Source organism: Polynucleobacter campilacus, assembly GCF_002206625.1.
GTDB lineage: Bacteria > Pseudomonadota > Gammaproteobacteria > Burkholderiales > Burkholderiaceae > Polynucleobacter > Polynucleobacter campilacus.
Window position 1 is genome coordinate 727,573 of the sequence record NZ_NGUP01000003.1, and the last position, 12,345, is coordinate 739,917.

At 44.3% G+C, this 12,345-nt stretch carries 11 protein-coding genes; 1 reads left to right on the top strand and 10 read right to left on the bottom strand.

Features of this window, described 5'->3' with window-relative positions:
• From grxD to CBI31_RS07275, 9 genes are all read right to left on the bottom strand, one after another.
• Positions 1–309: a Grx4 family monothiol glutaredoxin gene (gene grxD / locus CBI31_RS07230; protein WP_088525692.1), complete on the bottom strand. Its 309-nt coding sequence runs from the start codon at positions 307–309 to the stop codon at positions 1–3.
• An 83-nt stretch (positions 310–392) separates the two neighbouring features.
• A complete protein-coding gene (locus CBI31_RS07235) occupies positions 393–2,681 on the bottom strand; it encodes a tetratricopeptide repeat protein (protein WP_088525693.1) in 2,289 nt (762 codons plus the stop codon).
• 3 nt (positions 2,682–2,684) lie between these two features.
• Complete coding sequence (prmC, locus tag CBI31_RS07240; protein WP_088525694.1) at positions 2,685–3,545, bottom strand: peptide chain release factor N(5)-glutamine methyltransferase; 861 nt, start codon at positions 3,543–3,545, stop codon at positions 2,685–2,687.
• An 8-nt stretch (positions 3,546–3,553) separates the two neighbouring features.
• Entirely contained in the window at positions 3,554–4,633 is a 1,080-nt protein-coding gene (gene prfA / locus CBI31_RS07245; protein ID WP_088525695.1) for a peptide chain release factor 1, read from the bottom strand.
• Positions 4,634–5,950: a glutamyl-tRNA reductase gene (gene hemA, locus CBI31_RS07250; protein ID WP_088525696.1), complete on the bottom strand. Its 1,317-nt coding sequence runs from the start codon at positions 5,948–5,950 to the stop codon at positions 4,634–4,636. It abuts the gene before it with no gap.
• 289 nt (positions 5,951–6,239) lie between these two features.
• Positions 6,240–6,995 (bottom strand): uracil-DNA glycosylase, encoded by a 756-nt coding sequence (locus CBI31_RS07260; RefSeq protein ID WP_088525697.1) that lies wholly within the window; start codon positions 6,993–6,995, stop codon positions 6,240–6,242.
• A gap of 22 nt (positions 6,996–7,017) precedes the next feature.
• Positions 7,018–8,799: a M61 family metallopeptidase gene (locus tag CBI31_RS07265; RefSeq protein ID WP_088525698.1), complete on the bottom strand. Its 1,782-nt coding sequence runs from the start codon at positions 8,797–8,799 to the stop codon at positions 7,018–7,020.
• Between the two features lie 5 nt (positions 8,800–8,804).
• Positions 8,805–9,521 carry a DsbC family protein gene (locus CBI31_RS07270; protein ID WP_088525890.1) on the bottom strand — a complete coding sequence of 239 codons (717 nt, stop codon included), beginning with the start codon at positions 9,519–9,521 and terminating at the stop codon, positions 8,805–8,807.
• Positions 9,514–10,788 (bottom strand): FAD-dependent monooxygenase, encoded by a 1,275-nt coding sequence (locus tag CBI31_RS07275; RefSeq protein WP_088525699.1) that lies wholly within the window; start codon positions 10,786–10,788, stop codon positions 9,514–9,516. Before CBI31_RS07275 ends, CBI31_RS07270 begins: the two co-directional genes overlap by 8 nt.
• Positions 10,789–10,828: 40 nt before the next feature.
• Here CBI31_RS07275 and ychF point away from each other — a divergent pair, with 40 nt between their 5' ends.
• Positions 10,829–11,923 (top strand): redox-regulated ATPase YchF, encoded by a 1,095-nt coding sequence (gene ychF / locus CBI31_RS07280; protein ID WP_088525700.1) that lies wholly within the window; start codon positions 10,829–10,831, stop codon positions 11,921–11,923.
• Positions 11,924–11,995: 72 nt separating this feature from the next.
• On the opposite strand, the gene CBI31_RS07285 is transcribed toward ychF, so the two are convergent.
• Complete coding sequence (locus CBI31_RS07285; RefSeq protein ID WP_240553788.1) at positions 11,996–12,310, bottom strand: hypothetical protein; 315 nt, start codon at positions 12,308–12,310, stop codon at positions 11,996–11,998.
• Positions 12,311–12,345: the final 35 nt, after the last annotated feature.

The following is a 12,345-nucleotide window of genomic DNA, read 5'->3' on the forward strand; positions in this document are numbered from 1 at the left end:
TTAAGCTTTAATGAGTTTTTGGAGTTCACCAGACTCAAACATTTCAGAAATGATGTCTGAGCCGCCGATGAACTCACCATTAATGTAGAGCTGAGGAATGGTTGGCCAATTGGCATATTCTTTTACGCCTTGACGAATTCCAGCATCTTCTAAGACGTTAACGGTGTGGAGTGTTTCGACACCGCTTGCACGCAAAATATTGATAGCATTGCCAGAAAATCCGCACTGAGGAAACTGTGCAGTTCCCTTCATGAATAAAACAACAGGATGGCCAGTAACGATTTCTTTGATTTGAGCTTGAGTATCCATATAAATCCTTTAAAAGTAATGAATAAATGATACCTCAGTACTTCATTTTCTGTATTGAATAGAGGTACCGGAGTTAAAGAAAATTAAGGGTTAATTGTAATGTGATCAGGAGTTTGATTATTCAAATAACGTTCCATCGTTTTTTCAAAAGCTGCCTCGATGTATTGAACATTTAAAGGTGTATTAAACAGGGGGGTGCTGAATTTATTATGAGCGAGTTTTGTTTTAATACTTGCTAATCTAGATGGCTCTCGTCCAAGGGCTTGAGCAAGTTCGACATATTCCTTTTCTGAATTGGTTACTAGCTCTGGCAAGCCTATAGATTGCAATAGGCTTGCGGCCATTCTGCCTGCATAGGCATCCCCTAATTTAGTAATGATTGGCAAGCCAGCCCATAAGGCATCACTTGCAGTTGCACCACCGTTAAAAGGACAGGTATCTAAAAAGAGATCTGCGAGTCTATATCTCGCAAGATAAAGTTCTGTTGAAATTCTTTCTGCAAAAATAATCCGTGCAGGATCAACACCGGCTTTTACGCACTCCTTACTTAGGTTTTCAACTACAGCAGGTGTGTCCTTGAGTAGCCACAGGACGCTGTTATCTACGTCTGCAAGGATTTTCATCCAGGAGTGAAAAACATTCGGCGTAATTTTGAAATTATTATTGAAGCAGCAATAAATCATGCCGCTCTCCGGTAATCCAAAGTCTTTTTTATTTAGTTGATCCGTTGCAATTGCTCTTTTACGATCATTAATTTGAAAAGAGTGAGGAAGATGAATTAATTTTTCAGTGTAATGCGAGGCATTAGACATTGGAATAAGAATGGGGTCTGCAATGATGTAATCAATGTAATGAGCTCCCATAGTCCCTGGGTGACCAAGGTAGCTTACCTGAACTGGTGCGGCACGGTGAGAAAAAATACCGCTGCGATTTTCATGAGTATGACCACATAAATCAATTCCAATATCGATCCCCATTTCTCTTGAGAGAAGAGCGATCTCTATTTCAGATTTATCTTGCACGTTGATGAATTGATCAAAGGCGCTACAAAGCCGATCATGCATTGGATTATTATTGTCGGCACCAAAGGAAAATCCAATCACCTCGAAGCGTTTGCGATCGTGCAATTGAATTAATTCAGCCATAAGAAATGAAACTGGGTGATTCTTAAAGTCAGGCGAGTAGTATCCAATTCGAATTTTCTCATCAGATTTATTTGATGTAATAAATTCATTTTTAAATAATGCTTGTTTGCTTTGCACCCATCTTTCAGCAATTATTTTTTGTTGATTTGCGCTATCAAAAATACTAAATGAAATGAAGGGTGAGCATACATCTTTCCCTGCTGTGCAGGCTCGCCATAATTGTTCATAGTGGAATTCAAAATTACTCCAATCGCATAAATGCATTTTGAGGTGCATGATTAGAGCCTTAATATTTTTCATTCCAGGTTGCATCTTATGAAGGCGCTCATAGATACCTAAGGCATCTTGATATCTTTTAAGCTCAATCAGGGTATTACCCTTATTTTTAAGAGCCTCAGGATAATCTGGAAATATTGTGAGAGCTGCATCATAAGCAAATAACGCTTCCTGGTAGCGTTTCATTTCATTTAAGGTATTACCTTTGTTCGATAGTGACTCAAGATGGCTTGGCTGAAGAGAGAGGGCATTATCGTAAGACCTTAAAGCATCTTCATATTTTTTTAGATTATGAAGTACGGTTCCTTTATTGCAAAATGCAACATGATTGTTGGGATAGTATTTAAGCAATAAATCATAGGTTTGCAAGGCCTCTTCATGTGAGCCTTGTTCGTCGAGCGCATCCGCTAGCAGCAAGAGTCCATCAGCATGAGAAGGCTGGATCTCAACTGTTTTTTTCAAGGCATCAAGAGCCTCAAGCTTTCTGTCCAGTTGATTTAAAGCTTTTGCTTGATTTACCCAAGTCTCTGCATAGCTCGAGTGCAGATTAATTGCAGAATTGGATACCATCAGCGCTTCTTCATGGCGCCCAAGTTGATTAAAGAGGTCGCTAAGATTGGTAAGGGCCTCTATATGTTTTGGGTTCACCCTAAGAGCTTTTTTGTATTCCTCTATGGCCTCTAAAAAATTCTTTTCTAGTGAGTAAATGAGTCCGAGATTGTAGTGCGGTTCAGCTTCATTTGAATTTATAGATGATGCTTTCAGGAGTAATCGTTTGGCTTCTAGAAGCTTTCCAGAGTGGGCATAAGTTAAGCCAAGATTTTGAAGTCCATAAAAGTCATGCGGATCCTGAGAGAGAATTTTTAAAAAGCTTTTCTCTGCATCATCCAGCAATCCCTCCCTCAAATGCATAACACCCTTTTTCAGTAAATCTCGCTTATTGATACTCATGGCTTATGAATGCACTTTTCTTGCTGTTACGGTCCTAGATTTTCCAGCTAGATCTAAGCCTTTATTAATATCAAAAAATTTAGAATCAGACATTAATTTTTCTACTGCCTCTGATTGATCAAAACCATGCTCGACTGCAATTAAACCACCTGGTTTTAAGTATTTACTTGCTTGAGAAATAATAATTTCCAGACAAGTCAACCCGCTAGCATGATCAGTGAGCGCTGAAATGGGCTCAAATCGTAGATCACCTTGAGTGAGATGGATATCCTGGTTTGCTATATAAGGTGGATTACTTAAGATAATGTCAAACAAGGTCTTATCATTCAAAGCATCGTACCAGTTACCCTGCGTAAACTGCACACGAGAATCTAAGCCTAAACGTTTGGCGTTAGCCATGGCAATTGCAAGGGCCTCAGAGGATAGATCTGTTGCGGTAACTATTGCACTTGGGGCTTCATGTGCAATTGCCAGTGCAATGGCTCCAGACCCCGTTCCGAGATCGAGAACTTTGGCTGCCCCTGTTTCTTTTGCAATTCGCTTAATTTCACAAAGACCAATATCAACTAACAGCTCAGTTTCGGGGCGGGGTATCAAAACGCCAGGCGCAACTTTTAATTCAATATTGTGAAATCCTCTTTTGCCGATGAGGTAGGCGATCGGCTCACCTTCGAGCCTTTTTGACTCAATGAATTTCCAGTCCTCAAACGCTTGGGCATTGAGCTCCATGTCATCGTGTGCTAGTAGCGCAGAGCGAGAAAGCTGGTAGTGCTTATCTAGTAAATGAGCCAGAAGGATTCGAGCTTCATTGGGGGGAAGTAATGTAGCACTCAATAAAGAGCGCAGACTCAAATCTTGACCCATGATTTATATTAGCTATCGCCTAAGGCGGCTAGTAACTCAGCTTGATGTTCAGAGGCTAGTGCATTGCACAGATCATCAATGTCACCATCCATCATGGCATCGATCTTATAGAGCGTCAGGTTAATACGGTGATCGGTAATTCGTCCCTGCGGAAAGTTATAGGTACGAATACGATCACTACGATCGCCTGAGCCTATCAGCGATTTTCTAGTTTGCGCTTCGAGTTGATGTTTCTCACGTTCACGGGCATCCATAATTCGTGAGACGAGTACTTTCATTGCTTGTTCGCGATTGCGGTGCTGGCTACGATCATCTTGACATTCGACAACGGTGCCAGTGGGTAAATGGGTAATGCGGACTGCAGAGTCAGTCTTATTAATATGTTGACCACCAGCACCAGAGGCGCGGAAAGTATCGATTCGTAATTCAGCAGGATTAATTTTGACCGCTTGTAATTCATCGGCCTCTGGCATCACCGCTACAGTACAGGCTGAAGTATGAATACGTCCTTGTGTTTCTGTCTGAGGCACGCGTTGCACGCGGTGACCGCCAGATTCAAACTTCAGGCGAGAGTAAACGGATTGCCCTACAAGACGCAGGACAACCTCTTTATAACCCCCTAAATCCGATTCAGCTGCGTTCACAACCTCTACTTTCCAGCTCTGACGTTCAGCAAAACGGGTATACATCCGTAATAAGTCGCCCGCAAAGAGCGCACTTTCATCGCCGCCAGTACCCGCCCTAATTTCTAGGAAGACGTTACGTTCATCGTTCTCATCTTTTGGTAGTAAGAGTTTTTGCAGTGTCCCTGCAAGCTCTTCCATGGTCGCTAGGGCCTGCTTTTGTTCCTCGTCGGCAAAATCCTTCATATCGGGATCCTTGCGCATCTCTTCGGCAGCTTGGGCATCTTCTTCAGCCTGCTTATAAAGACCAAATTGTTCAACAACAGTAGCGATATCAGAATGTTCGCGCGTGAGCTTCCTATAGGCATCCATATCTTTGGTTGCTTCTTCGGAAGTTAAGAGGGAATTGAGTTCGGCTAAGCGCGTGTCTAGATGTTCTAGCTTAGCCCGCATGCTGGGCTTCATCTAATGGTCTTCTGGCTTAGTGTGTGTAGCGAATAGTTTGGGTAAGAGTTTAATTAGCGCGTCACGCTCAGCGCCGTTAGAGTGTTGCAATGCATGCAGAGAGCCATGCAAGAATTTATTCGTTAGACCTTGAGCCATCGCATTCAGAATCTCTTGGGGGTCATCACCACGCCCTAAGCGTTTCATGGCACGCTCTAATTCCAACTGTCTTAAGCGCTCACCTTGTAATTGAATATCCTGAATGATGGGAACAGAATCTCGTCCATGCATCCAATGCATAAAATTGCCAACACGATCTTCAATAATCGCCTCAGCCTGACTGACTGCAGCTTGGCGTAAATTAACGCCAGTCTGAATCATGACACCAAGATCATCTACCGTATAAAGGTATACGTCAGCTAGTCTTGAAATCTCTGGCTCAAAATCGCGGGGAACTGCAAGATCAATCATCACCATTGGCTTATGGCGGCGCTGTTTGATGGCGCTCTCGACCATGCCTAGGCCGATGATGGGTAGGGATGAGGCGGTACTAGAAACAATGATGTCGAATTCATGCAGGCGGCCGGGAAGCTCTGAGAGTTTGAGAGACTCGGCTTGTATATCTTGCGCAGAAATAGCATCTGCTAATTCTTGACCGCGTTCAATGGTACGGTTGGCAATCACCACATTTTTAGGTTTACGGGCAACAAAGTGCGTAGCGCATAAACTAATCATGTCACCAGCGCCAATAAATAAAACCCGCTGATCAGAAATCTTTTCAAAGATACGCTCTGTAAGACGAACCGATGCAGCAGCCATTGAAATTGAATGTGCGCCAATCTCAGTAGAGCCACGCACTTCTTTGGCAACAGCAAATGTTTTCTGAAAGAGTTGGTTCAGATAGGTTCCTAAAACACCCGCATCATTTGCAGTGCGAACCGCATCTTTCATTTGCCCCAAAATTTGGGTTTCCCCAATCACCATCGAATCTAAGCCGCAGGCAACTCTGAAGGCGTGTCGCACAGCATCAGATTGAGGCAAGGAATAGATATGGGGCTGGAGGCTACTTGGCGCTAGTTGTTGTGTTTTAGCGAGCCAATCAAAAGTCGCTTCATGCAAAAGGCCAGCAGCGCTAGCATCATTTGCCGCACAGTACACCTCGGTGCGGTTACAGGTTGATAAAATCGTAGCCTCGGGCAGGCCAGCCTGATTCGCACCAAGTAAATGTTGGCGTAGATCATGCAACGCTTCTTGAAGAAATTCTGGGGCAAAGGCGACCTTTTCCCGAATGGCGACCGGCGCTGTGTGATGATTGATGCCGAGTGTCAACAACTTCATAATGATGGTGATTATAGATTTGATGACAGCATTAATGGGGGTATCAATGGGGTTTTTAGCTTTTCTAGTGATTGGGGCTATTTCTGGGGCTTCTGCCTGGATTTTTTATCCTGGCAAATCTAATGGCCCAGGGCCGATAAGGCTTCTACTAGCAGCATTTCTGGGCTTTATAGCCGCCCTTGCTAGCTCCTGTCTTGGGCAATACTTAGGGTTCTTTCAGTCTGGGCAGATGCTTGAGTGGCTGGGTGCCATTTTTGCCTCTTGCCTAGCAGGCTGTATTTTTACAGCTTTAGCTAAATAGGGCTGTCTGGGGTGCGGCACTCACCCAAATCACCCCTTCCTTGCCATGCTGTTTTAACCATGCATTCGCTTTAGTGAAATGACCACAACTGGCTTTTGCTCCAGGCTCTAAAAAAGGCTTATCGGTTTTATAAACACCTAAACCGGATGGATGTGAGGATTGCAGAATTAGTTGATCGGTACCCGATTCAATGAAGGCTAGCTTAGATTGTGCGTAGCCACCCCAGAGCATCCAAACCAAATGGGGTCTTTGCAAAGCTAGACCCGAAATCAGTCGATCAATCAAACTTTTCCAACCCAAATTGCTATGACTACCTGCCTCACCTAATCTGACGCTCAGTGCTGTATTGAGAAGTAGCACTCCTTGTTTGGCCCAAGCGTATAAATCACCATTAGGCAACCGACCAAACCCTTCCAGAGCAAGTGCTTTGCTAATGTTGCGTAGTGAGCTAGGAAATGCGCGCGAGTTGGTAGGGATGTTTTCTGGAATTGAAAATGCTAAGCCCTGAGCAAGACCTGGAGTGTGATAAGGGTCTTGACCGAGTATTACGACCCTCACTGAGTCAACGGGGGTTAGCTTGAGCGCCCTAAAGAACTGACTTGGCTCTGGTCGGATCATTGTAGGATCAACATCAAGAGCTGCTTGTAAATTACTCGTTAAATTGATCCAATCGCTTGAGTCAAAATAGTTGCCCAGTAAAGCTTGCCAATCTTTTGGAATGTCGTCTTTAGAGAAGGCGGGCATCTAGCGAAAGAATGTATCTGTATTACAGGTTTGCGTTATTAGCAATGAGCTCAAATTGCATCGGCAATTGACTAGCATGCAAGCTTGCTATCCGCTCATGCCCTAAATCATCGCGATAGAAGCAAAAGTGAATACTTTGCTCCTCCGCAAGGCTAGCAAGAATCTTATCTAGGCGAGCACTAGTAAGGCGTTGACCATTGATACTAGCAAGAAGGTCGCCAGGTGCAAGGCCTGCTAATTGAGCCGCGCCCCCATCTAAGACGTGGGTTACCTTTAACCAGCCATTGCTATCGGTATGGCGCATACCAAGCTGGAGCTTAATCTTTTCCAATTTAGATTGAGATTTTGGTTTAACCGAAACCAATTTAGAGGTAATCCATTTTTGAATGGGGATATCCTCAGTGCCAAAAATATAACGTGATTTGATTTCATTCCAAGTTTTGGAAAAACCAGATCCGAGTAATTCAGAAATTAAATCATCTAGTCCATCCTCGGCAATACCATCCAGCGTGACACCGTGCTTTTGCCAGATCAGGCGCATAAGGTCATCTAAGGATTTCTGATTTTTGGAGAATGCACGAATTTGTAGATCCAGTCCTAGCGCCAGTAAGGCGCCCTTACCGTAGTAGCTCACTACTGCATTCGGGGTATTTTCATCTGCTTGGTAATACTTGGTCCAGGCATCAAATGAGCTATCCGCTAGGCTTTGCTTATTTCTTCCTGGCCCACGCAGGATGCCATTCCAATTCGTGGAGATGAGGCCTAGATATGTTTTGAGATCGATGCGTTTGCTTCGGAACAGCTGAAGATCATCGTAATAACTCGTAAAGCCTTCGAATAGCCAGAGTAAATGAGTGTGATTACGTTTATTGAGGGCATAAGGTTGGAATGCTTTTGGCTGAATCCGCTTTACTAACCACGCATGAAAATATTCGTGACTACACAAGCCCAAGAACTCGCGATATGCAGATTCATCTAGCGGCATATCTTGTTGCGGAATCTGATCCCGACGAGATACTAGTACTGTGCTGTTACGATGCTCAAGTCCACCATAGCCATTGAGCATTGTATTTACTAGGAAGAGGTAGTTTACAAAAGGAGCGCGTTTGGTTCTCGGCTCAAAGAGATTAATAGTGGAAGTACAAATTGCTTGTAAATCTTGTGTAAGGCGTTTTGTATCAACCGGATTAACACATCCTTGAATAGCCATGCTATGTGGAACACCATTAGATTTCCAGCGAATGATCTGAAACTCGCCCATGGCAACTGGTTGATCAAGTAGATCATCATAATTTTGTGCAAGATAGAAACCAAATCCACGACTATCTGTTTTTGCTACTCTTAAACCAGTTTGTACTGACCAATGATCTGTAAAGCTACTCTCTGGTGCTGCAATCGCAAGCAAGCAAGGTAAATTTTCTTGATCTTTCACAGCAAGACATAAGCTGCTTGCGTTGAAGAAACCACGCTCTGTATCGAGATAGGCAGCGCGCACAGAGGAATCAAAGGCGTATACCGTTGTCACTATCTCAACAGCGCCATTAACTTTTGGTAAGCGCCAATGATCGTTATCAATTCTCTCTAAGGAAAGTTTCTTCTTAGCATCAACGGAATATGCCTCAATCGATTCGATTTGTTTACTAAAGTCACGAATCAAATAGCTTCCCGGAATCCATGCCGGCATCTGCAATACTTGCCCCTCAGGATTTGGCTTTGCAATATGTAATTTCACCCGATAGCGATGGCCATGAAGGTCTGCAGGCCATACGGTATATTGAATTGCTGGTAGATCTGCTGTATTCATGATATTTATTTCAAGGTGCTAAATTTCTTTTCAATATCAGTAATCTGAACCGCGCCAGGGAAGCGACTACCATCGGTGAAGAAAAGAGTAGGTGTACCAGTGATGCCGTAGGTTTTTGCAAACGCAGTGTTCTTATCCAGTGGAGTGTTGCAATCAGTTTTTCCACTGGGAGCGGTCCCGTTAATCATCCAGTCGATATAGGCCTTATAGGGATCTGCAGAGCACAAAATTTGTTTTGATTTTTGTAGTGAGTCAGCGCCCAAAATAGGGATGAGGTAGGTATAAACAGTGACGTTATCCAATTGCTGTAGAGATTTTTCTAAGCGCTTACAGTAGCCGCAATTAGGATCTGAAAATACCGCTAGCTGACGGCTGCCATTACCGCGCACCGTCTTAATAGCATTGGCTTGGTTTAAGTCGGTCCACTTAATGCGATTTAAATCAGTTTGCCTTTGCTCGGTAATATTTTTACCGCTCGCTAATTCAATAATCTCCCCTTGAATTAAATATTTTCCAGAGACATCTGTATAAAAAATTTCATTACCAACCAACACTTCATACAAACCTGTGACTGGCGCTGCTGATACGCTTTTTACTTTTACATTTGGCCCGAGCCTTTTTTGGATCTCCGCTTTAATCTGCTGCTCAGCTTGCGCATTAGCAAGGCTAGGGAAGAGAAGGGTAATGTAGATAAGAACTACTGCAGATAGTAATTTATTCAAAATCAATGTCCCCTAAGGCGCGCTCAATCAGGCGTTGTTTAATAAAGTGGCTTTTGTTAACTAGTCCAAGCCCCCAGTTACGAAGTTGTCGTTCTGTATTGCTGCTAGCAGAAAATAATTTCTTGAGTTTGTCGGTGACCCACAAAAGTGCACTAGTATCACCTTGGCGTTGACGCTCGTAGCGACGCAGTAAGACCGTATCACCTGGTGAGCGGAAGGATTCACGTTTACCAAGGATATTGAGTAGTACGGCAACATCGCGTAAGCCCAAGTTCAATCCTTGCCCAGCCAAAGGGTGCATGACATGGGCTGCGTCGCCAATGAGGACAACTTTCGGTGTTGATTCAGGGCCAATAAAACGTTTCGCCTGAATCTTTCGTAATGGAAATGCCGCCGGGGTCGAGTTGAGAGTGAGCTCACCCAATTGTTTTCCAATGGCGCCATTCGCAATCGAGGCAAATCGATCTTGCCATTGGGCTTGATTCAGTTTTAATAAATCTGCAGCATGTTCAGCTGATGTAGACCACACCATTGATACTTGCTTGCCAGGTAAAGGCAACATCGCCACAATATCGCCGCCAGGCAAGAACCATTGAAACGCCGTTTCAAGATGTGGGTATGTGCAAGTCCAGTTAGCGACTACAGCGCTTTGTGAGTAACTCTCTTCGCTCGCCGCAATACCAAGTTCGGATCGAATGGGTGAATTTGCTCCATCAGCAGCAATAATGAGTTGTGCTCGAATGGCGCCACCATTTTTTAGATGCAGCGTACCGCCATTTGCATCAACCTCGATCTTCTCAATGGCATCGGTAATACGCTCCAACTTATTTTGAAAGCGAGAAGCTTGATCGAGTGTGTGCTCAATTAAATTCGATTCACCAATCCAGGCCAATTGAGGGACGCCTGCTTCAAATGCGGAAAGATGAAGTTGATCATTTTTTTCACCCCGGTCACCATAAATCCGCATATCCCGAACTGACTGCATTCGGCTGTGGTCAAGCGCATCCCAAATTTGTAAATGGGCCAATAGTTTTTGGGTGCTTGGAGAAAAGGCGTAGATTCGTTGACCCCATTGCAGTCCTTCTGCGGTCGGTACCGTCTGACCCAGATCGGGGGCAATCTCCATGGTATTAAGGCCTAACTGCGCTAAACCAAGCGCGCAAGCCTTGCCAGCAATGCCTCCACCAACAACGACCACGTCTGTGGAGCGAATTTTGGCGGATTGCGCAGGGGTTTTGGGTGGGGTGCTTAGGTGAACTTCTGACATAACTCGATGATATCGAATCGCGCCCCTTTACAATACGCCTATGTCTTTGAAATGTGGCATCGTCGGCCTGCCTAATGTCGGCAAATCTACCCTCTTTAACGCGCTTACCAAGGCTGGGATCGCAGCGGAAAACTACCCTTTCTGCACGATTGAGCCCAATGTAGGCGTGGTTGAGGTTCCTGACCATCGTCTAGCTGCCTTAGCGCAGATTGTGACGCCTGAGCGCATCCTGCCTGCTGCCGTGGAGTTTGTCGATATTGCCGGCTTGGTTGCTGGTGCCTCCAAGGGTGAAGGTCTGGGCAATCAATTTTTAGCCAATATTCGGGAAACCGACGCTATTACCCATGTGGTCCGTTGCTTCGATGATCCGAATGTGATTCACGTTGCTGGCAAGATTGATCCCATCGCCGATATTGGCGTGATCGATACTGAACTAGCTTTATCTGATTTGGCAACCGTTGAGAAAACACTGAATCGCTCCAGTAAGGCTGCGAAGTCAGGTAATGATAAAGAAGCAGCAGCTTTGGTTGCTGTTCTCACTAAAGTGCAAGCCCATTTGGATTCTGTGCTGCCAGTTCGTAGCCTCAATTTGAGCGAAGATGAACTTCTCCTGATTAAGCCCTTATGTTTAATTACTGCTAAACCAGCAATGTACGTTGCTAACGTAAAAGAAGATGGTTTTACAAATAATCCTCATCTTGATGCAGTAAAGCAGCACGCTGCCAAAGAAAAAGCTCCAGTAGTTGCTGTTTGTGCAGCAATTGAAGCTGAGATCGCCGATCTTGATGACGCTGATAAAACAGAGTTCTTATCTGATTTAGGTATGGAAGAGCCTGGCTTAGATCGTGTGATTCGTGCGGGCTACTCATTACTTGGTTTACAAACTTACTTCACTGCTGGTGTTAAAGAAGTGCGCGCGTGGACTATTCATCAAGGTGATACTGCGCCACAAGCAGCAGGCGTTATTCATACAGATTTTGAGCGAGGCTTTATTCGCGCACAAACTATTGCCTACGATGACTTCATTCAGTTTAAGGGTGAAGCCGGCGCTAAAGAGGCTGGCAAGATGCGCGCCGAAGGTAAAGAATATGTCGTTAAGGATGGAGATGTATTGAACTTCTTGTTTAATGTCTAGGGCAGTAATCTGTTTTGCGACACAATAAAAAAGCCCTTGTTCTAAGGGCTTTTTTATTAGCGAGTAAGGAGCTTAAGCAGTCTTAGTCGCCTTTTCTAGGCATTTAGAGATTTCTTCATAGCGCTTGATTGCCAACTTTGTTGGTAACACTTCTTTTTTACGGCCATCGGTATTTGAGGCCATCTTGATATAGCCCATCGCACTCAGATTCTTCAAGCGACCATGTAATGTGGCTTGAGAGCCGAGCTCCGCGAGCGAAATTAAATGACCAACCAGTACAGACTCTTTTAAATTAGCGCACTGAACAATCTTGTCTAGTAAGCTTTCTTCAATAGAGTCTAGTTTCTTGCCAGGATTGATTCGATCTAAAGCATCGAGCAAATTCAAAAATCGGATGTAAGAAGGGGACTTTGTGGTGGCCA

Bases quoted from the DNA above. Each gene is read 5' to 3' on its own strand.
- hemA (WP_088525696.1), bottom strand. From the start codon at position 5,950: ATGAAGTTGTTGACACTCGGCATCAATCATCACACAGCGCCGGTCGCC.
- CBI31_RS07260 (WP_088525697.1), bottom strand. From the start codon at position 6,995: ATGCCCGCCTTCTCTAAAGACGACATTCCAAAAGATTGGCAAGCTTTA.
- prfA (WP_088525695.1), bottom strand. From the start codon at position 4,633: ATGAAGCCCAGCATGCGGGCTAAGCTAGAACATCTAGACACGCGCTTA.
- CBI31_RS07275 (WP_088525699.1), bottom strand. From the start codon at position 10,788: ATGTCAGAAGTTCACCTAAGCACCCCACCCAAAACCCCTGCGCAATCC.
- ychF (WP_088525700.1), top strand. From the start codon at position 10,829: ATGTCTTTGAAATGTGGCATCGTCGGCCTGCCTAATGTCGGCAAATCT.
- CBI31_RS07265 (WP_088525698.1), bottom strand. From the start codon at position 8,799: ATGAATACAGCAGATCTACCAGCAATTCAATATACCGTATGGCCTGCA.
- prmC (WP_088525694.1), bottom strand. From the start codon at position 3,545: ATGGGTCAAGATTTGAGTCTGCGCTCTTTATTGAGTGCTACATTACTT.
- grxD (WP_088525692.1), bottom strand. From the start codon at position 309: ATGGATACTCAAGCTCAAATCAAAGAAATCGTTACTGGCCATCCTGTT.
- CBI31_RS07235 (WP_088525693.1), bottom strand. From the start codon at position 2,681: ATGAGTATCAATAAGCGAGATTTACTGAAAAAGGGTGTTATGCATTTG.